Here is a 21058-nt window from a genome sequence, read left to right as displayed (position 1 = left end):
CTTTGTCGTGCTGATGTCCTTAGTCCTGCTCACTGCCCAGTTTTTTCCCGCGGGCATTGGCAAGTCACCAGCAGCCCAGCCGGTTTCCCCGTCACCCTGGATCCAACCGAACCTTACAGCACCTGATCCCCGGGAGCCGGTCAGTTCCCGGTATGCCCCGGGCGAGATTGCGCAGCGCTGCGATGCAGCGTTAGTATCTGCGAATGCAACGCTTGACGCGATTGCCGCAACTCCCCCGGCCGGCCGCACGGTGGACAATACCCTGCTCAGGTTCGAAGACGCCATGGGGGATTTTTCGGATGCAACCTTGCCCCTGTCGATGATGAGTTATCTCTATCCCGATCCCGCGATCTCGGCAGAAGGCTCGGCCTGCGAAGAAAAGACGGGGATCTTCATGGTCAATGTCTACACCCGCCGCGATCTCTATACGGCAATGCAAGGCCTGACTCCCCGCAATGCGGATGAAGCACGGTTATACAACAAGACGATACAGCGGTTCGAGAAAAACGGTCTCCGTCTGCCGGACGACCGGCTTGCAAACGTGCGGGAGATGATGGCAAACCTCTCCTCGCTTGAGAGCCGGTTCACAACCAATCTGAACAACGACAATACCACCCTTGAGTTTACCCCGCAGGATCTGTCGGGGGTACCGGTAAACATCCTTGCCGGTTTCAAACAGACTGACCGGGGAACGTATATTGTCACCACAAAATATCCGGATTATTTAGCCGTGATACTGGGTGCCGGCAGGGAGGAGACCCGGAAGCGGATGTATTACGCGTATAATAATCGCCAGTCCGTTGAGAACACCCGGCTGCTGGAAGAAGCCATTGTCCTGCGGGAAGAGATCGCAAAAGAACTCGGGTATGCGACATGGGCGGATTACCGTATTGACGGGCGGATGGCAGGAAATAAAGAAAATGTGCTTGCGTTCCTTGCCGCACTCAAAGAGCCCCTCATACAAAAAAACCGGCAGGAGATGGCAGAACTCCTTGCGGTAAAGAAAAAGATCGATCCTTCGGCCACCACTTTAGAGCCCTGGGACATTTTCTGGGTTGATGAAAAAGTCCGTGTTGAAAAATATACTCTTGATGACGAGAAAATCCGGCCGTATTTCCCGCTCGATGCAACCCTGCAGGGTGTTTTTGACCAGTACTCCGGTCTTCTCGGGATCCGGTTTGTCGAGGTGAAGGACGCAAAAGTCTGGGCAGATGGCGTCAAACTCTACCGGATCGAGAATGCAACTGCGGGAACTACGATTGCGTATCTCTATGTTGACCTCTTTCCCCGCGAGGGAAAATACGGTGGTATGATGATGTCCCAGTTGAAGGTCGGCCGGGCAGGACCTGATGGTTCGTACAGTATCCCGGTCTCGGTCCTCATCGGCAATGTGCGGGCACCGGTGGGGGACAAACCCTCGCTGCTCTCGCACGATGATGTTATCGAGCTCTTCCACGAACTCGGCCACGGCCTCCATGTGAGCCTGACCCGTGCACCGTATTCCACCCTGTCGGGCTTCAATGTTGAATGGGATTTTGTCGAGACCCCTTCGCAGGCGCTGGAAGAATGGGCATGGCAGCCGCAGGTGCTCGATGCGATCTCCGGCCTGTACACCGATCCTGCACAGAAACTTCCTGCTGATATCCGCACCCGGATGATCGAGGCCCGCGATCTGGATGCGGGGATCTACTATGCCCGCCAGCTCATGTTCTCCAATGAGGATATGGCATTCCATACCGCCACCGGTCCGGTGGATGTCACCAACATCTCTGATGCAATGTACGAAGAGATGATGGGGATCCCTCCGATCGCTGGTGGCCATGAACCGGCAACCATCGGCCATTTCATGGGGGATTACGATGCCGGTTACTATGGTTACCTCTGGTCGAGAGTGTACGCCCTGAATGTCTATGCCCGTTTCAGGAGCGACGGCCTGACCAACACGACGACCGGCCAGGATTACCGTCACTGGATTCTTGAGCCGGGGAACATGCAGGACGGCGATGTGCTGCTCCGGGGATTCTTAGGAAAAGAGCCCGGCATGGATGTGTTCTACGAACGCCTGCACATCCCGGTTCCGGCCAAATAATCCCCGCAACCGGGATGTTTGCTCTCATGAACCGGCAAACTCCTCCCCCCTCTCCTCTCCCCTCCATTATCCTTATCCGCTTCCGCACCTATTTCCGGTAAGGAACTTCCATGCTCTACCGCACTGTCCCAAAAAACGGCGATAAACTTTCCATCCTTGGCTTTGGCTGTATGCGACTGCCGATGAAAAAAGGCGGCGGCATTGATGAAGAACGGGCAATCCGGCAGATCCGGTACGCGATCGATCACGGCGTCAACTATGTCGATACCGCGCCTATCTACCATTTCGGCAAGAGCGAGCCGATCCTCGGTCGGGCGCTTACCGACGGTTACCGGGAGAAAGTCCGGCTCGCTACCAAACTCCCGCCCTGGTCGGTCTTTTCCCGGGCTGACATGGACCGCATTCTCGCGGAACAACTGGAGATATTCAACACCGATCATATCGATTACTACCTGCTCCACAGTCTCGGCAAGGACTCGTGGGAAAAACTCGTGCGGCTCGGCGTGCTCGAATTTCTCGATACCGCAAAAAAAGATGGCCGGATAAAAAATGCCGGGTTTTCGATTCACAGCAACACGGAGACATTCAGGGAGATCATCGATGCGTACAACTGGGACTTCTGCCAGATCCAGTTCAATTACCTCGATGAGCACAACCAGGTCGGGATCGAGGGACTGAAGTACGCGGCATCAAAGAAGATTGCCGTCATGGTGATGGAACCGCTGCGGGGCGGGAACCTTGCCGGCCATGTGCCGGATGATGTGCAGAAGATCTGGGATGAGGCACCCATTAAGCGGAACGCTGCGGAGTGGGGATTGCGCTGGGTCTGGAACCATCCGGAAGTCACGGTCGTCCTCTCGGGCATGAACGAGGAGGCCCATATCGAAGAGAACCTGCGGGTGGCAGAGACCGCGTTGCCGGGTTCGATCACCGAAGCCGACCTCGCGGTGCTCGAAGAGGCCCGCCAGACCTACCGGCGGTTAATGAAGGTGGACTGTACCGGCTGCCGCTACTGTATGCCCTGCCCGGCGGGCGTCAACATCCCGGAGTGCTTTGCGTTCTACAACAACACCGCGTTCTTCCCGCACAGCCGGGAGAACAAGTTTCTCTACATCGGCCGTCTCGGCGGGATAATGGGGGATACCCCTTCCTATGCCGGGCTGTGTAAGCACTGCGGGAAATGCGAACGGATCTGCCCGCAGCATATTCCCATCCAGCAGCGTCTCGAAGAAGTCTCGGCTGTCATGGAAGGCAGGGGTATGGTTGCCAAGCGGTTTGCGATGAAAGCGGTGATGGGCGGGGCGATGTGGTTGATGGGAATGGGGGGACGGGTTAAGCGGGCGGTGGTGGGGAGGAAGTAGATTCGGGTTTTTTTCACGGCTTTGAAAGATGGCGGTTGTGCAGTGGACGAGTTAGAGAAGCGTGACCGCGTATAGATCAATCGGTTCCTTATTATGACTGACTTTTAACCCATAATTACGTATTTTTTTATTTTATTTTACTAAATTTATCTTTGCGGTTTTTAAATTCAATATATTTTATTTTAGGAACCTTTTTTTAATTCAAATCTCTAATTTTCAAATGATATGGAAAATGTTTGTCTTTCAAAACAACGTAAGATTAAATATAAAGTAATAAAAGTTCAAAATGCCCGCGAACTTGCGAGATTCATATATGATGATTATTTAAAAATTTTGGGACTCTATAATGAGGCTAAAAATGCTTATGACCTTGCTAAAGAAAAATATTTAAAGAACGAGATAAAAAAAGATGAATTAGATCAAATATCTTACCCTGCCGATAAACCACGTATCTCTTTTGAAACCATTTGGGAAAATAATAGTGTCAACGGTTCAAACATCGACATCATAGAGGGAGATAATTTATTAAATAAAAAAATTACTTCAATAGAAATTACCTATACGCGAATAAATAATGGTAGAATTCATGTAAAACTTCACCACCACATAGATTGTAGTTATAATAACAACTATGTAGCTGTATCGGGAAGCGATGAAGTTTGGGTCAATGGCATTTTTAATCAGATTAATGAATTAATTGATAATTGGCAAAATCAAGATACATGGATATATAAGAATAAACGATTTTTTGAATTATTTTCAGGATTGATTATTGGAGTATCTTCAGCTTACATTCTAACATCTCTAATCTATTTTTTTTGGCCAGGTAAGAATTTTCTTCTATCATTTGGAATACTCTCATTTATTGGATTATATATGTCACTCTTTATCGTCTGGCCCCTCGTCAGTTATATTGAAAAATTATACCCCTGCATTGAATTTTTTATGGGTCCCGAACACGCGCAGATAGAGAAAATTAAGAGAGAAAAAATAATTTTTATATTTACAATCATTCTTATTCCATTTATTATCAGTTTTATCTTCTTTATACTATCAAATATTCGAGTTAATCCCTAACTCTTCCAACGCACACTTTTTCATATAAGAATATTAAAAAAAGATTTGGAGTACCCCGAAGGGGTTTCATGTGTGGCGGTTTCAATGACTAAAAAAATAAAACCCATTGCCCCGCCGTGCCTCGGAGAACCCCAGAGGCGGGGAACCCTCCTTAGGAAATCACAAGCTCAAACAACCTTTTGATTCGATCGTGAATCCAATTTCAGATCAAATCTCGCAAACCTTTTTACAAAAAACGTTTTTAATTTCAGTTTCCTGTACAAGAGAAAACACTGTAATTTCTTTCATTGAAAATTATTTTTAAAAAGGATTGTATCCGGCAATTGCTGCCGGTTGGTTGTCACCAGTTGTAGCGAATCAGTCGTACTTTCGGAACAAAGCAGGGTTCTGCCTGCGTATCCACCAGCGTCTCAGGAGCAGGGCTCCCGCGATGATGACTGCGATCCCTGCGATGATGGCGACAATCGTCACAACCGGCAGCTGGGGCTCGGCTGGCGGGGATACGGGAACGGGAGTTGCGGTGGTGACGACTGCTGCCGTTGTGGGAACCACCGCGACCGGTGTCGGTGTCTCCCCGGAATAGGTGGTCTGTGTGGGTACAGAGCCGGTGGAGGTCTTTACAAATACCGCAAAGAGGCTGAAATGGTTCGTTGTAGCAGTAACGGAGCGGGCTGTGGTTGCAGCGGATGTCGGGAGAGATACCCAGGATTTTGTTGTGGTATCGTAATACTGGATCGTTATCGCCTCAGCTTTTCCTCCTGCCTGTGAAAGAGCGGCACCCCACTGGGTCTCAGTCATGGTAAACGTGATGGAAACCGGGTGATCGAAAGTTGCTCCTGCTGGCGTACATTCAACCCCGAGGCCTCCTGCCGTGAAGACCATGCCTGCCGGTGCGGTTGTCCCGGCGATTGCGGTAACTGCCTCCTGCGAGAGAGGGGTTACCGTTACTTCGCCTAAATGCCCTCCATCAGCTGCAAGGGCTTTTGTTGACTGCGGGACGTCGACCGTCACCTCGATTGGAGATAGTGTTGTTGTCTGGACGGTGTAAGGCGCGATGGTCTGGCCAAGATCATTGGTCTTTATGGTTACGCTTGCCTGCCCGGCGGGGCCGGTGGTGACAGGGGCCGTTCTGGAGTCACCGTCACCCGGAGGTACCGATGGTGGAGCTGGAGGAGCAGTTAATGTTTTGAAAAGTTCTGCATTGTATGAACCATTCGGTGATGGGTTCATCTGATTGACGAAGATCTGCTGAGCGGTGACACCATACGAACGCGACAGATTGGCAAGCGACCCTCTACCAACCGCCGGATCAACCGCCGGATCAACTGCGGGATCGACGTCCGTTATCATGATTGAAACGGTACTGTCGCTGTTGCGGTAAATCTCAAACATGCGGAACATCTGGGGATAATCCCGTAATGATGAGGTCTGGACCTCCCAGAATCCATATTCGGGATGGCTGGAATCAGGCGATGGAAATGCGGATACCTGATTCAGATGAAGATGTCCCGCGATCCACAGGATGAAGTTCGGGTAGGTATGTAGTTTGGCAATTATCTGATCCTCTTTCCGATACGAATAATTACTCCAGCTCGCATCATTTGACGGATCTAATACACCTATCGGTACATGCGCAGCGATGATCATGAGCTTGCCGTCCCGCTGACCCGCGTCAAGCTCGTTTACCAGCCAGTCATAACGAGCCTTATCAACTGTTCCATGTCCATACCCGTAAGACGTGGGATCCACGGAATCGGTCTCGTTCTGGGTATCGTCGAGAACGATCATCTTGATGCCGGGCTTTGGTTCAAACGAATAGCAGGCAAACCCTGTTGCTGCGTCGGCCTGGCTGAACCCGTGTCCCACGGGGGATGTTGTGGTATTAAAAAATTCGGACATCCACTGCGACGTTGTGAGAGATGTGCGGTTCAGGTCGGCCGCAAGTACCTGCGGCGGGGTGGAGAAGGAATCGTTAAAGCCGGCACCATACGCCGTACCATTGCGGGTAGTACCGTTTATTGTCCCCATCCACATACCCCGGCTGTTGACCCCGTCAGCGACGCCAAATACATTTCCATGGTTGAGAAGATCCAGGCCGGTATACGTCTGTCGGGAATAAGCATCCTGTCGCAGGAAACCCGTATAGAAATGATCGTGGTTGCCGAGCGTCTGGTACCACTTGATCGATGAATTAATTCCGGCTGGCTGGAATTTATCCTGATAATCGTTGAGTGGCCCATCGATCGGATCATCTATTATACCGGAATCCGGGTCTATCTCCTTCCCATCCAGGTCATCAATATACCATCGCACTTCATTGTACTGGTTGTTGTTGGCGGCATCGCCAAGCGAGATCCCGAAATCAAACGGATCCTGCAGGTGCAGGGCGTTTATTGTCTGGATGGCCGCGTCGAAAACCTGTGTCGACAGGAGCATAACCGGTGAATATCCCGAAGAAACACCGCCGAAGAGGCCAAACCATATCGCTGATGCAGGAGTTTCTTCATCGGTAATATGGATATCGGTTATGGTAAAGAAGTGAACTAGTTTGCTCGTATGGGTCACGGAACCGGCGGTATATCCGGCTGGCATAATATCCAGTCTTTTTGGATAACTCAGCGGCGGGCCGTATATCCAGCTACCGTAACCATAGTTGGTATAGTTTGCAACATCATCAGGACGTATAAGTGTGGGCCTTGGCGTGACATTGGGAGCAATACTAACGGTCCTGTCGGCGGTTGTTTTTACGGTGGAATCTATTGGATAACTGGGTACCGCTGCCGCAACGACAGTCACGGCGAGAGTCATGAATACCAAAAGACCTATAATAATTATCGCAGGGACTGCGCGCTCGTGCATATAACATTCTCCCGGGTTTAAGGATTTCAATTGTTATTGTCCAAAAACATGATAGTTATGCACCGTTCTTTAATCAATGATTCTTTTTGGTTTTTTTTTTACCCAGGCCGGGTCGTGGAAATCCCCCCCAGAATGCCGGCTACGTAACTTAGTTTCATGCTCTTTATTTGCAGAACGCCAAAGTACACATAAGCCGGTGAATCATGAATCCAGTACTCAGCCAGTTCCGAACCGAAATCCGGCAATTCTATCTGGTATCGCTCCTCAACCTCGTCTTTGCAGCCATTGCGATCGCAATTGGCGTGCAGTACATGGTTACTGCCATTCTCAGTCAGACCATCGACCCGCTCATCCCCGGGTTTCCCATGATCCCCGGGTTACGGATCTTCACCGGGGCGATAGCCCTGATCTGTTTCGGGCTCGGTATCCGCTGGATACTCTCAACGGTCAGGATCTTTGAGGGTATCGTTACGATCAAAGATGATCTCGAAAAAGCCGGCGATGCAATCACGGACGAGCGCCTTACCTGCCTAATCGTGCGGATGCTCGCCCATTACCGGGATAATCACAAGACAATCCGGACCATGATCCTTGTCTGCACGCTGGGCGGGGGATGCTTCTTTGTGCTCGGGATCGCCCACAGTCTCAAAGCCCTGTCCGTATCAGCGGGCGGTTTTGCGTTCACGCTCGATAATCTCCTTCTCATCCCCGCCATGCTCCTCACGCTCGGCATTGCCTTGGCAAGCCTGCTCTCGTCGTATTATTTCTCGAAATTCGCAAAAGTCTGGGACCGTCGCCTCCATGAGATCGATGAATCGGAATGCACCTTAAAAAAGACGCTGGGGCTGGATGAGCAATGAGTGGACGGCGGACCGTGTACGAGATCTACTGGGAGATCCTTGTCTATTGCAAATCCCCGCGATCCTTCACCGGCATTATCAACCGGTGTGACCTGAACTCAAAGACCGGGCAGGATTACCTTGAATTCCTGGTGGCGAGGGGATATCTCGCCCTGGTAACCGAAGGGGAAAAGACCCGTTATCATGTGACACCGGCAGCGGCAGAGTATATCGGGCTCTTCTCCTCGCTGTACCAAAAACTCTTCGATGCCACACCGGAATTTAAGCTGTAGGAATCCTGGGACGGTTGTCTTGTCCCGATAAACTTCCGCAATGCGACCGGGTGATTCCCTAGAGTGGGGGGTGGTACCCCGTCTTGCTGAGGACAGGGGGGTGGGGGGTCCCCCCTCATTTTTTTGAGCGGGGGAGGAGGTGGGTACCCCTCCGGGTCTAAGAGGGGCCCCCACCCCCCTCGCGAATTTGGCGATCGTGAGTCACACTCTCCGTCGTGTCTCCATGCGAAGCCGCGCCCGGGTGCATGCAACCGGAGGGGGGGGTGGGAGCCTGTCTTTCAAAAGAGTGGGGGAGGGGTACCCCCCTGTCATGCTGAGAGAGGGGTACCCACCCCCCCTTTTATTTTGAAAGACGGGATGGCCCATCCGTCGTGACTCCATCGGAAGCGGTGGCCGGATGCATGCAACCGGAGGGGGGTGGGCCCCTGTCTTTCGAAAGAGTGGGGGGTAGGGGGTCCCCCCTCATTATCTTGAGGGGTGGGTACCCCTCCGGGCACATGAGGGGCTCCCACCCCCTCTTTTACCGGAACTGATCTCCGGCATGCCCGGATCAGTTTCCGGAGATGCCACAACCCGTCCTGTCGTGGCGGCCGGATGACGCCATCAGGGTATCATCAGAAAATAAATTTGAAGTACAGGATCCAGCCTTCGCGCAATAACCGTGGAAAAACCTGCCCCCAACGCATACCTTTTTCCCGTTTCTTTTCGAGACTGAATAGTACGAGGTGCATGACTGCATGGAATCCGTAACGGAATCGCCCGAACTCTCCGGGGAATATGCAGAAGAGGCCGGCATGATACAGGATGCAGCCCGGCGTCTCCGCAGCGCCCGGACCCGCGGGGAACTCGGCATCATCCTTGTCCATGAAGTGCACAAATACTCCCTTTTTGATCTCCAGATCATCGGCGGGCGGCTCTACAATGATATAGAAAAACTCCCGTCCCCGTACCGCGAGGCAATCCGCCCCTACTTCCACAAGCAGCTCTTCGGGAAGCATCACGAACTCCTGTCCTTTCACCGGCGCGGGGCGTTTGAACGGATGGACACGCCCCTTGCCGATCCGGAAACATTCCAGAAATTCTGCGATATGCTGCCGGAAGGGTGCTTTGACCTCAATGAAGCGAGCGAGCGCAACCCGTACTTCCGGAACCCGAAGAACCGGCTCTTCTATTACCTGATCGCAGCGTTTTCCATGTTCGTGCTCGGTGAACCAGGTCACCCGGTAGGCATGCCGTTTCCCGGGGGATTCAAAGTCGAGCAGCGGGGCAGGGACTATTACTGCCTGATCCGGGACAAGGAAAAGGAAGTGTTCTCCTCCATCTGTAATTTCTGCCCGGCCAAGCAGACGGAAGAGTCCTGATGGATCGTTCAACACCCCGTCATACATAACGATCCGGACCGTTTTTTGCAGTGGAGCGGGGGGATTTTGCCCCCTGTTTTGGAACGATCATTGCCGGCAAATCCTGAACCGGTTCCTGCTAAAAACGGGGTTGAACCCGGTAAAAAAAAATGAACCGTATGGGGAATTTTCAAACGGTTTAACCGTTTACGATCCGGTGCTCTTCGAGAGCCCCGTCATAATAGACTTTGACAGTGATCTCATCGCCTTTCAAAAATCCCCTCAACTTGTCGTCATAAATCTTCTGCACGTGGCGGAGATGGTGGCGGGCGAAATAGTGCTGCATGTATTCGAGGAACTGGATCTCCTGCGTGAGAAACGCGTTCTCGTATTCCTTGGTCTCGCGGGCGAGCGCCAGGCTTTCTTCGTCAGGGATGGTGGCATCATATTCCCCGTGCTGGTCAAGCCCGGAGAACTGCCGCCAGTCCACGACGCCCTGTTCATCGGGTTCGCGGTGGAGCATGTACGGGTACACGCGGCAGATGGCAAAGCGGTTCTCGTAGATGCGGCATTTGCCATTTTCCAAAAACCAGCAGGAACCGTGATCGTCGTCCTTTGTCCGCAGGGCATACCCGGAGACGTAAAACGTCCCGTTCTGGTCGCAGAACTCCGGCGACGGGGCGGGTTCCAGCGCATCGGGTTCAATGGCTTTTACTGCCGTCACATCCCGGTCTAACAGGAAGACATGCCCGTTGAACTCCCGCGTGCAGCATTTTGCGCAGGAAGTACAGCGGAATTTGATATCCCGTATTATTTCTGCGAGACGCTCAACGGGGAAATCAAGGAGGCTGCAACGCTCCATCGTCAGGGCAGCGATACGTAAAGGAATGGGCATCATGGAAATGAAGGATCACCTCAACGGTTTGTGGGAAATTGTGCTGGCAGTGTTTATTGCTCTTTCGAGGGTTTTCGTTCAGCGGGAGGATACTACCGCAGCATTTTTCCTCTCCGGTGTGTCAGTACGGTCATGGAACCGGTGCGTGAACTCCTGCGCAGCAGGGAGATTGGTGACGATGCCAGTCGCCTGTCGCTTACCCTGCACCGCGAGGATTTTTCCGCCGTATATCCCGGCATGATACGATATACGCTGGCCGTTTCATCCAACGATAAGATCCGCGCCGTATTCCGGACCAATTCGTTTGAGTACTCGCCCCTGGTCCCCTTGAAAGCAGAGACGGTTGCCTTCCAGGCCGCCGACGACTGGGAACAGCAACTCCGTGCCAACCCCGATCTTTTTTTCCAGGATCACCGGCCCGAGTCCCCCCGGCATCCGCGTGCCTCCTCGCCCGATCTGGTCGTGATCCAGGGAAGCCCCCGTGGGGACGGGAACTGCGGCATCCTTGCCGGCTGGGCAGCCGGGGCTGCGCACGGGCTGGGTAAAACGGTGCAGGTCATCTACCCGCATGACATGAGCATCCACTGCTGCATCGGGTGTTACCAGTGCTACAATACCGGCGCGTGCGTCTTTGATGATGACATGGAAGAGATCATCAGCGCAATCCGGGCAACATCACTTCTCGTTGTCTGCTCCCCGGTCTATACCAATACCGTGCCCGCCGGGCTCAAGCTGGTCATCGACCGCTGCCAGGCGTACCATGCAGAGCGGGTGTTATACGGCGGGAAGCAGGGACAGAAAGGATTGATCTTCTCCGTTGCCGGAAGAAAGGGAGAGGAAAATTTTACCTGCATCACCCGCGTGATTTCTCCGTTCCTGCGGAACCTGGATATTGAACCGGCTGGGGAAGTGCTCATCGACCACGTAGATGCAGTGAAGGATATCAGGACTATTCCCGGGCTGGAGTGCAATGTTAAGGAAAAAATCACCCGGCTCTTCGAATAATTCCTGATTCCCTCACCTCCTGCCGGATGATTTGTCCCGTGTGCCTCCCCATCTCAAACGAGTTATAGCAGCATCGCCAACCCTCTTGTCATGCCGCTAGAGGATCTTCTCATCCCCATCATCATCTCGCTTGTTCTCGGTTTTGCGCTCGGGTATTATTTTGTAAAAGCGCAGATCACCGCAATTGAGGGAAAATACCGGGCAGACCTCGAGACGTGGAAGATGGAGGCGGCCGGAGAGATACGGAAAGATTCAGTGAACCGGTCGCGCTCCACGCTCAAGGGAAAGATCGCAGAGCAGATGGCACCGATATTACCGGAGTTCCCGTTCAATCCTGCGGATGCCCGGTTTATCGGGTCTCCCATTGATTACATTATCTTTGATGGCCTGACCGAAGTCGCCGATGAAAAGAGTAAAGACATACGGATCGTGTTCATGGATGTGAAACACGGTACGGGAACCCTCACGCGGACACAGCGGGTGATCCGCAATGCCGTTGAGAACAAAGCGGTTTCATGGCAGACGATGAAGATAGCAGATTCATAAAAAAACTCAGCATTTTTTCCGGCAGAAGTCCTTTTTTACTTGGACTTTTTATATTACCCACAGGAGCAGGCTGATGGACACCATAATAAAAGTCATGAGTTTTTTTGTTGCCTTGTTTGTGATAGCAAACGGTGTGTGGGTGGTATACATGCCGCCTTTTGGGGATGAACCCGTAGGGTATGCTATCATTGCAGGGGGGATTCTTATCCCGATTATTGTCCTTTCGGTGGCAAAGCTGGGCGAATGCCGATACCAATGATACGGTTTGCAGGAATTACTTGCCGGTAAGAACCGGCCTTCTGTTTTTTTTTAACGGGAATGAATGTCGCACCACGTTCGGTGGTGTTTAACAAAAAAAGTTGGGTTTTTTATTACCCACTCAGTGGTACGACCGGAATGGTACGTACGCATCATAGATCTTTACTTTGTCACCTTGGGGGGTGTATGCATAGACTTCTGCCCGGTCAACGTATCCGGGTTTTGTGGTGCTGCGCAATGATACCGAGGCTCCTTTATAGAGTGGCCTCTTGATGGAACCGGTCTCCACTACGCCATCCGATCGGGTAACTACTACATCCAGTTGTGTTACAACATTGAGCCCTTTTCCACCCATACACGTTACTGTAATCTGGGGGTCGACTGCCTCGCCATTGCTCGCTACCTGGACATCTATGCCCCAGGCATCCGGCAGGGTCTGGACGGGGCCGGGTGTCAGCGATGCAGCGGTAGTTGCTACAGGAGCCGGTGTTGTTGCTTCCATAGTTTCGACAGCGGTTGGTACCGGTGTTGCAGGGGCTGCGGGTGGCGTCTGGGTGCAGCCTGCTGCGAGGAGCAGGACGACAAGGACGAAGAAGAGGGAAAAAACCCATCTGGTGTTCATACACACACTTCTCACTAAGAAATATTTGAGTGTTATGGGATAATGAAAAAAAGGGAGGCGTTAGTACGCTCTCTTACCCGCTGCCGGCTCGATACCGGTTGGCTGGTTGCGAATGGTCCGATCTTTCATAATGGTATAGACTTCGGTAGCGTTTTCCTTGGGGATCTCGACAAAGGAGTAGGAGTCAAGGATCCGGATCGCACCGATCGCTTTTCCGGGAATGCCAGTCTCACCGGCAATGGCGCCGACAATGTCTTTTGGGGCAACCTTGTGCTGCTTTCCGACCGCCAAAAAGAACCTGACCATGCCGACTTCTGCGCCGGTGTCGGCAAAGTTCATATCTTCGCGTTTCTCTGTCGGGGCCTCGAGGCGCTCTTCCATCTGCATCTTTAAGAGTGCAGCGGCGATGTCAACGGTGTTGAGATCTCCTTCGGTCTCCTTTTCGATGACACGGATGAAGGTCTCGAGACCTCCTGCCACAATGGTCTCGCGCACTGCTTCGAGCACTGCCTTGGTCCTGGTCTCTGCCACATCGCTCTGCGAGGGAACGGGGATGCGGGGTATCTGGACCTTTGCATAGTGCTGGATCTCGCGGAGCTTGTTGAAGTCCTTGGGCGAGACAAAGGTGATTGCCTTGCCGCTCTTGCCTGCGCGCCCGGTCCTGCCAATACGGTGGACATAGTACTCCACATCCTGCGGGATGTCAAAGTTGATCACCATGTCGACGTCATCGACATCGATCCCGCGTGCAGCAACATCGGTTGCAATCAGGATCTCGATGGAGCCTTTCCTGAATCCCTGCATAACGCGGTCGCGCTGGGACTGTTTCATGTCACCGTGCAGCTCTTCTGCCCGGTAGCCCCGGGCCTTGATCTTGCCGGCAAGTTCTTCTGCCCGGCGCTTGGTGTTGCAGAAGATGATAGTCAGGTGCGGATCGGCGATATCGATTAACCGGCAAAGAATATCGATCTTCTCGCGTTCCTTGACCTCGATGTAACTCTGCTCGATCTTCGGCACCGTTAGTTCAGCGTACTGGACCTTGACAAACTCGGGTTTGTTCATGAACCGCTTCGAGATGTCAATGATTGGCTGGGGAAGGGTTGCCGAGAAGAGCAGGGTCTGGCGATCCTGCGGGACTTTCTTGAGGATAAGTTCGATATCATCCCGGAATCCCATGTCGAGCATCTGGTCGGCTTCATCGAGTACAACGGTATGAACATCATGGAGGACGAGCGTCCTGCGGTCAAGGTGGTCCATGACACGCCCGGGGGTGCCGATCACGATGTGGACTCCTGAATGGAGTGCCCGGAGCTGCCGGTCGATAGGCTGGCCGCCATACACCGGAAGAACGAAGATCTTCGGGAGATGCGCGAGGAGATGTGAGAACTCCTCTGCGATCTGGATACAAAGTTCACGGGTGGGACAGAGCACAATGGCCTGGACTACACGTTTGGATGGATCGATCTTTCCGATAACAGGAATCCCAAATGCGGCAGTTTTGCCGGTCCCGGTCTGTGCCTGGGCGGTTACGTCACGCCCGGCCTGTATGAGAGGAATGGCGAGTGCCTGGATAGGCGAGGGCTCTTCGAAGCCCATATCTTCAATGGCTTTTCCGATCTCCTTTGAGAGGTTGAAATCGGAGAACTGTATACGAGTATTCATATCGCTGCTCTATTTAGCGTGAGAGCTCATAAGATGGCGTACTGATCCATGGATTATTACCCGGCATAAACCATGAATTTCTTCCCGGCTCACGGGACAATATTTTTATGGCGCTTCATCGTAAAGGCAATAGTCATTTTATTCTGGCACGATAAGGGGCAACAAGACTATGATTTCCGGTTATCGCACATCGCTTCTTATTGTCCTGCTTTTGCTCGTGTGTACCCTCGTCTTTACTCCTTCTCTTGCAGCAACTGACAAGTCGGTCAGTGATGGTGTCATCACCGTTGTCATGGATAATAACTATCCCCCGTTCTCGTTCCGCGATGCAAAGGGAAACCTTGTCGGGATCTCGGTGGACATGTGGCGGCTCTGGGAGAAGCAGACCGGTAAAAAAGTGGAGATCACCGGTCTTGCATGGGATGACGCGATCCACCGTATGGAAGCCGGGGAGTTCGATGTCATCGACACAATCTTTTTTTCAGATGAACGGGCGAAGGTCTACGATTTCACTCCCTCTTATACCGATGTGGACGTGGTAATATTTTTCAACGCAAATGTCCCGGGCATTTCCAGTCTTGACTCTCTGGATGGATTTGTTGTCGGTATGCATAAGGGCGACAGCTCGATTGCGGATGTGAAAATGAGAGGCGTCACCGTCAGGGAATATGACAGCTATGCATCGGTTGTCAAAGCAGCAAAAGACGGCGATATTGTCGTATTTATCCTTGACAAGCCCAGCGGTATCTATTATCTCTACAACCAGGGGATACAGGACCAGTTCAGGTACACTTCCCCAATCCTGTCAGGAGCCCTCCACCGTGCGGTGAAGAAGGGAAATACCGTACTTCTCACTGAGATAAATCAGGGATTTGTCAAGATCCCCCAGAGTGAGTACGATGCCCTGGACCGCACCTGGTACGGCACTCCCGTTGTGAACACAGAATATTTCCGGATCGTTGCCTTTTTGGCCGGCGCAGTCATCCTGGTAATCGTCCTGCTGGTGATCTGGAACCACATGCTGAAAAGTAATGTAGCGCAGAAGACGGCGGAACTGAATGCGGAACTGGATCAGCGCAGGCGGGCAGAAGATGCACTGAACCGGGCAACCCGGAAACTGAGTATACTCAATGCTATCACCTTTAACGATATCCAGAATGCCTTGTTCTCTCTTTCCGGGTACTTCGAACTTGAAAAACAGCAGCCCGCTGATGAAAAAACACAGGGCTACCGGCAGAAACAGGAGAAGATTATCCAAACGATATCTTCCACACTCCAGTTTGCGAAGAATTACCAGGATCTCGGGAGAAAACCCCCGGCATGGCAGGATGTTTCACAGGTCTTTGCGTTGGGAATTTCGCATGTCGACAGTTCGCACCTGAGCCGGACCATTCAGCTGGATCACCTTGAAATCTACTCTGATCCGTTTCTCGAAAACGTCTTTCAGGCACTGGCAGAAAATGTGATCATCCATGGTAAAACGGCAACAGAAATCGCTCTCCGTTACCAGGAAATTCCCGAGGGGCTCCTCCTGATCTTTGAGGATAATGGAACCGGGATTCCGGAACCGTGGAAAGAAAAAATATTCGAACGAAAAATTGAAGGCAAGAGTGGTATGAGCCTGTACCTTGTCCGGGAGATCCTCTCCATCACGGACATCACGATCAAAGAGACCGGTACAGAAGGAAAAGGGGCCCGGTTCGAGATGCTGGTACCAAAAGGGGAATACCGGTTTGCGGAAAAATCCTGATCGTTCCGGCACCCGGGACGTTTTTCGCATGAGTGCCTGACGATCATTCTATAGGATCCAAAACAAAACCAAGGATCGGAGATCTCTTATGAAAGTTGTAGCATTCAGTGGCAGTGCGCGAAAAGACGCAAACACGGCAATCCTTGTCGATACGGTGTTTGATGAACTGAAAAAAGCGGGTATTGAAACCGAACTCGTGCAGCTTGCAGGAAAGAAGATCCGGGGCTGCACTGCCTGCATGAAATGTTTTGAGAACCAGGACAAGCGGTGCGCAGTAAAAGGGGACGTAGTCAATGAATGCATTGAGAAGATGCTCGATGCAGACGGGATCATCCTTGCATCCCCCACCTATTTTTCCGATGTGTCCTCAGAGATGAAGGCGCTCATTGACCGGGCGGGGTTTGTGGCCAAGGCAAACCAGGACATGTTCCGGAGGAAAGTGGGGGCCGGAGTGATTGCCGTACGCAGGTGCGGGGGTATTCATGCGTTTGATACCCTCAACCACTTCTTCTTCATCAACCAGATGATGGTGCCGGGTTCCTCGTACTGGAATGTCGGCATAGGTCTTGCACCCGGTGATGTGAACGGCGATGATGAAGGTATTATGACCATGAAGACGCTGGGCATCAACATGGCGTGGCTGATGAAGAAGCTGGAAGAATAATCTTTTTCCCCTTTTGTTATACCTCAATTGTCAGGTCATCTATCCCAATAATCAGGCCCGGCCATTCTTTTTCGTACCGCTGCTTCAGGGCGAGCCGCTCGTCCACTGTCTTGTACACTTCCGCACCGAAATGCATGAGGGCAAGCTGCTTTGCGTGCGCCTGTTGTGCGATATGGATCGCGTTCTCCGGATTGAGGTGCGGCCACCCCGGGCTTTCCTCGCCGGGTTTGAGCCCGCATTCGGTGATAAGGAGATCCGCATCCCGCCCGAGGGCAATGGCATTGTCGCAGACGCCGGTATCGGTGCAGTAGGTGATCACCTTTCCATCAATCTCCAGCCGGTACCCGAAACAGGGGGCCGGGTGAACGAGCGGGCGGCACTCCACGGTAAATGGCAGGAAATGCCTGCCCTCAGCCAGTTCAGTGATCTCTGCCTTGTAGGGAAGACCGGAAAACGGCACGGTGTAGGGGTCCCGGACAAAGGTATTGAGATCGGTCATGCTTCCCTTCTGGGTGAAGACATGCAGGCCTCCTTTCAACCGGAATTTGACGAGCGTGTGCAGCCCGGCAATGTGGTCGATATGGAGGTGACTGAGGAAGAGGTACACCGGTTTTTTCTGGGTGATATACCGGTCCACTTTTGCAATCCCATTCCCCGCATCGAAGATGATATCATACTCTTCTGACTGGACAAGCACGGAGACCGTATTGCCGGCTGCGGTATCAAACCAGCCATTGGTACCGAGGAATGTGACCTTCATACCAGTGAAGTGTGCTCTCCAACGGCAAAATAGTTCAGGTTTCAGTGATCCTTTTTTATTCCTGTACATCGATGGTCGATAAACAAAAAGGAGATTTGATTATGAAACAGACAACGCTTATCGTCATTGTTGCAGCCCTGTTCTTATGCTGCATGTGTGTACCGGTCGGTGCGATCATCCAGGAAGTCACCCTCAAGGGAACGGTTGCAACTCTCAACCAGCCCAAGAATATGCTGACTATTGAACACCCCCAGCAATACGGGTGCTCGTATCCTGCAACCGGTGCACCGGTCTGTACCTATACGCCGATGAGTGTTGAGGTGCTTACCGGAACGGTACCGGATCCGGCTGTTTTCTCGGTTTTTACCAACGGTGACCCGGTTGTTGCAACCAGCATCGGGGGTGCCGGGGAGACCTGGATCACGCTCGCAAAACTGTTCGGTTCACGGCCCAACGAGGAGTTTGTAACCGATATTGTTGGAGATTTCAGCACGATACCAACGCCACTTATGGGCAATTACGCGCTGGATGCAACCACGGTTCCGGACTGTGCTGCCTGCACGGGCACGACCTGCACAGCACAGTCATCAAATGTGAAGGTAATGAGCGAGGGAAGGGAAGTCTTTGCACAGGCACTCAAGCCCGGTGAGACCTTAAACTACAATGGCAGGAACGATGGCTCCAGTGTGGCAGTCACCTTTGTCAAAGGGCAGGCACTCTCCTCGAGTTGCCCGGGTAAAGCTGGCATGATCGGGCCCCAGGCGGTTTCGGTCTATATCATCAAGGTAGTGCCGCCCATCAGCGCAGCACAGGTTGACATCCGCACAGCAACCACCACCCGGCCGGATGAGGCGCTCAGGACAGCAGCCCCAACGGTTGCTACCACTTCATCTCCGGCAATGATTCCGACTACAAAATCCGGCATGCTGCCGCTCGCTGCAATCGGCGCGATCGGGCTTGCAGGACTCATCCTTGTGATGAGAAAAGAATAACTTTTTTTCGGCCTTTTTTTGCCCGGTACGATCACAACCTTATCATAGCTCTGCCCCGAACCGGAATGCATACAAGGTGTGCAATGGTACGTGTCGGTGTTCATGTTTCAATGGCTGGCTCGCTCGATCTCGCAGTGGACCGGGCAATGGATGCCGGCTGCGATGTCTTCCAGCAGTTCTCAAGAAACCCGCGGGGATGGGGATTCAAACCCTTGACTGATGAAGATTGCGAAGCGTACCGGGCCAAAATTAAAACAACCGGTCTCCTCCCGGTCGACCACATGCCCTATCTCCCGAACCTTGCCTCCCCGAAACCGGAGGTTTACGAAAAATCCATCACCTCCTTAACCGAGGAACTTGACCGGTGCGGGAAACTGGGAATTCCCTATCTTGTCACGCATCTCGGGCACCACCTCGGGGACGGGATTGCCGGTGGGAGAGCGCGGGTAATCAAAGCGATCAATACCTCCCTTTCCGCTTCGGGTAATTCCGTGATGCTGCTCCTTGAGAACACCGCGGGCGAGAAGAACAGTGTCGGGAGCAGTTTCGAGCATATCCGGGGTATCATGGACGGAATCGATACCCCCGCCCGCGTGGGCATCTGCTTTGACACCTGCCATGCGTTTGCCGCAGGCTACGAACTGAGGACTGATGAGGGCATCGCAGAGACGGTGGCACAATTCGATGAATTACTCGGTATAAAGAACCTCAAAGTTGTGCACTTGAACGACACGAAAGCCGACCGGAACAGCGGTCTTGACCGGCACGAGCATATCGGCATGGGTTTTATCGGGGAGGACGGGTTCCGGCGCATCCTCCACCACCCGGCCTTTAAGGACCTGCCCCTCGTCTGCGAGACACCGGTCGATGACCGGCGGGATGATCGGGGGAATATTGCCAGGGTACGGGAACTGGCCGGTTAATCCCGATATCTTTTTTCCTGTCCGGTAACCATGCTCATACACTCATGGCCCGGAGATTCTGTTCGAAATGCGGCGCAGCACAGGAGTTTTCCGTCCAGAAGTTCTGCACGTCCTGCGGGGCACCGCTTCCGGACCCGGCCCCTGCTGCGATGCCAGATGTTCAGGGGGCAGGTCCCGCCAGCTCTGGTATGCCGGTCCGGATTATTGCAATCGCCGTTATTTTGATCCTTGGTGTTGCAGCCATTTTCCTGCTCCCACAGCTTATGGCGGTGACCGGTACCGCATTGGCCGGCACGGCAAGCGCCAACAATAATCTCCCTCTTCAGCAATCCCCGTCGGGAATGCCCCTGCCCGGCGTGACTACTATCCCTGCGACCGGTACAACGGCTACTCCGGTAGCCACGAAAACGGTACCTTCAGCAACAACAACGGCTCCAATAACAACTCTGACATCCGTGCAAACAACGAGGACTCTTCCTCCCACACCCACAACGACAGTGCCAACCGCTGCACCAACCACCGTCATTACGCTCGAAACCACGAAGGTGCCCCCGCAGCCCCCGGTAAGTTCCTACACCAGCAGCACCCTGGGAGCGCCTTACCTTGATCCTGCCGCACTGGAGGTGCGGGTACATGAACTCATCAATAACCAGCGACAGCAGAACGGTCTCTCTACCCTTTCCTACGATCCGTTCCTTGCAGATATTGCGCGGGGGCACAGCTGGGACATGGTGATAAGGAACTTTTTCGAACATATGAATCCCGACGGTCTGCTGGCAAGGGACCGGGGCAATGCTGCGGGCTATCCCTGTATCAGGGTCGTCAAGGGCGGTTCGTATAACGGAATCTCGGAAAACCTCTACCTGGGAACACGGTACGCCTCGTACTATTCCAATGCCGAAGGGGTAATTACTGCATATAACTGGAGTACAGTAGACGAGATTGCCGAGCGGGCGGTCACCGGGTGGATGGACAGCCCCGGTCACCGCCACAATATCCTCACTTCGCGGTACCAGTTTGAAGGAATTGGTGTTGCGTTCTCTTCTGATGACAAGATTTACGTAACCGAGAATTTCTGCTGATTGCCTGACCGGGACGGCTATCCCGATAAAAATATTCTGAT

The 21058-nt window shown here is 52.7% G+C and carries 19 protein-coding genes; 14 read left to right on the top strand and 5 right to left on the bottom strand.

What is annotated here, in order from left to right; genetic code table 11:
* Positions 1-13 precede the first annotated feature (13 nt).
* The 3 genes from CVV30_06275 (at position 14) to CVV30_06265 (ending at position 4527) form a co-directional block, all read left to right on the top strand.
* A complete protein-coding gene (locus CVV30_06275) occupies positions 14-2089 on the top strand; it encodes a peptidase (GenBank protein PKL69753.1) in 2076 nt (691 codons plus the stop codon).
* A gap of 110 nt (positions 2090-2199) precedes the next feature.
* A complete protein-coding gene (locus CVV30_06270; GenBank protein PKL69179.1) occupies positions 2200-3450 on the top strand; it encodes an aldo/keto reductase in 1251 nt (416 codons plus the stop codon).
* Positions 3451-3675: 225 nt separating this feature from the next.
* Complete coding sequence (locus tag CVV30_06265; protein PKL69178.1) at positions 3676-4527, top strand: hypothetical protein; 852 nt, start codon at positions 3676-3678, stop codon at positions 4525-4527.
* A gap of 357 nt (positions 4528-4884) precedes the next feature.
* Here the strand turns inward: CVV30_06265 and CVV30_06260 are convergent, their stop codons facing one another.
* Positions 4885-7386: a TIGR03768 family metallophosphoesterase gene (locus CVV30_06260; GenBank protein ID PKL69177.1), complete on the bottom strand. Its 2502-nt coding sequence runs from the start codon at positions 7384-7386 to the stop codon at positions 4885-4887.
* Positions 7387-7589: 203 nt separating this feature from the next.
* Here CVV30_06260 and CVV30_06255 point away from each other — a divergent pair, with 203 nt between their 5' ends.
* The 3 genes from CVV30_06255 to CVV30_06245 all read left to right on the top strand — a co-directional run bounded on the left by CVV30_06255 (position 7590) and on the right by CVV30_06245 (position 9879).
* Positions 7590-8246 carry a hypothetical protein gene (locus CVV30_06255; protein PKL69176.1) on the top strand — a complete coding sequence of 219 codons (657 nt, stop codon included), beginning with the start codon at positions 7590-7592 and terminating at the stop codon, positions 8244-8246.
* Entirely contained in the window at positions 8243-8518 is a 276-nt protein-coding gene (locus CVV30_06250; GenBank protein PKL69175.1) for a hypothetical protein, read from the top strand. The genes CVV30_06255 and CVV30_06250 overlap by 4 nt, the downstream gene beginning before the upstream one ends.
* Positions 8519-9312: 794 nt before the next feature.
* Positions 9313-9879, top strand: a complete 567-nt coding sequence (locus tag CVV30_06245; protein ID PKL69752.1) for a hypothetical protein — start codon at positions 9313-9315, stop codon at positions 9877-9879.
* 178 nt (positions 9880-10057) lie between these two features.
* On the opposite strand, the gene CVV30_06240 is transcribed toward CVV30_06245, so the two are convergent.
* Entirely contained in the window at positions 10058-10756 is a 699-nt protein-coding gene (locus CVV30_06240; protein ID PKL69174.1) for a Fe-S oxidoreductase, read from the bottom strand.
* 129 nt (positions 10757-10885) lie between these two features.
* Here CVV30_06240 and CVV30_06235 point away from each other — a divergent pair, with 129 nt between their 5' ends.
* The 3 genes from CVV30_06235 to CVV30_06225 all read left to right on the top strand — a co-directional run bounded on the left by CVV30_06235 (position 10886) and on the right by CVV30_06225 (position 12563).
* Positions 10886-11758, top strand: coding sequence for a flavodoxin family protein (locus tag CVV30_06235; protein PKL69173.1), 873 nt, complete (start codon positions 10886-10888; stop codon positions 11756-11758).
* A 90-nt stretch (positions 11759-11848) separates the two neighbouring features.
* Positions 11849-12304 carry an endonuclease gene (locus tag CVV30_06230; GenBank protein PKL69172.1) on the top strand — a complete coding sequence of 152 codons (456 nt, stop codon included), beginning with the start codon at positions 11849-11851 and terminating at the stop codon, positions 12302-12304.
* A gap of 73 nt (positions 12305-12377) precedes the next feature.
* Positions 12378-12563 (top strand): hypothetical protein, encoded by a 186-nt coding sequence (locus tag CVV30_06225; protein PKL69171.1) that lies wholly within the window; start codon positions 12378-12380, stop codon positions 12561-12563.
* A gap of 120 nt (positions 12564-12683) precedes the next feature.
* Here the strand turns inward: CVV30_06225 and CVV30_06220 are convergent, their stop codons facing one another.
* Entirely contained in the window at positions 12684-13184 is a 501-nt protein-coding gene (locus tag CVV30_06220) for a hypothetical protein (protein ID PKL69170.1), read from the bottom strand.
* 60 nt (positions 13185-13244) lie between these two features.
* Positions 13245-14846, bottom strand: coding sequence for an ATP-dependent RNA helicase (locus CVV30_06215; GenBank protein PKL69169.1), 1602 nt, complete (start codon positions 14844-14846; stop codon positions 13245-13247).
* 169 nt (positions 14847-15015) lie between these two features.
* Between CVV30_06215 and CVV30_06210 the strand changes: the two genes are divergently transcribed.
* Positions 15016-16596, top strand: a complete 1581-nt coding sequence (locus CVV30_06210) for a hypothetical protein (GenBank protein PKL69168.1) — start codon at positions 15016-15018, stop codon at positions 16594-16596.
* Positions 16597-16684: 88 nt separating this feature from the next.
* Positions 16685-17260, top strand: a complete 576-nt coding sequence (locus CVV30_06205) for a flavodoxin family protein (GenBank protein PKL69167.1) — start codon at positions 16685-16687, stop codon at positions 17258-17260.
* A 16-nt stretch (positions 17261-17276) separates the two neighbouring features.
* On the opposite strand, the gene CVV30_06200 is transcribed toward CVV30_06205, so the two are convergent.
* A complete protein-coding gene (locus tag CVV30_06200) occupies positions 17277-18020 on the bottom strand; it encodes an MBL fold metallo-hydrolase (protein PKL69166.1) in 744 nt (247 codons plus the stop codon).
* A gap of 71 nt (positions 18021-18091) precedes the next feature.
* Between CVV30_06200 and CVV30_06195 the strand changes: the two genes are divergently transcribed.
* The 3 genes from CVV30_06195 (at position 18092) to CVV30_06185 (ending at position 21017) form a co-directional block, all read left to right on the top strand.
* Positions 18092-19012, top strand: a complete 921-nt coding sequence (locus CVV30_06195; GenBank protein PKL69165.1) for a hypothetical protein — start codon at positions 18092-18094, stop codon at positions 19010-19012.
* Positions 19013-19095: 83 nt separating this feature from the next.
* Positions 19096-19935, top strand: coding sequence for an endonuclease (locus CVV30_06190; GenBank protein PKL69164.1), 840 nt, complete (start codon positions 19096-19098; stop codon positions 19933-19935).
* A gap of 44 nt (positions 19936-19979) precedes the next feature.
* The gene (locus CVV30_06185; protein PKL69163.1) at positions 19980-21017 is read left to right on the top strand and encodes a hypothetical protein; all 1038 of its coding nucleotides are present in this window, start codon (positions 19980-19982) and stop codon (positions 21015-21017) included.
* Positions 21018-21058 lie beyond the last annotated feature (41 nt).

This window comes from Methanomicrobiales archaeon HGW-Methanomicrobiales-1, assembly GCA_002839675.1.
Taxonomy (GTDB): domain Archaea; phylum Halobacteriota; class Methanomicrobia; order Methanomicrobiales; family Methanospirillaceae; genus Methanoregula.
This window is presented reverse-complemented; position numbering and strand designations above follow the sequence as displayed.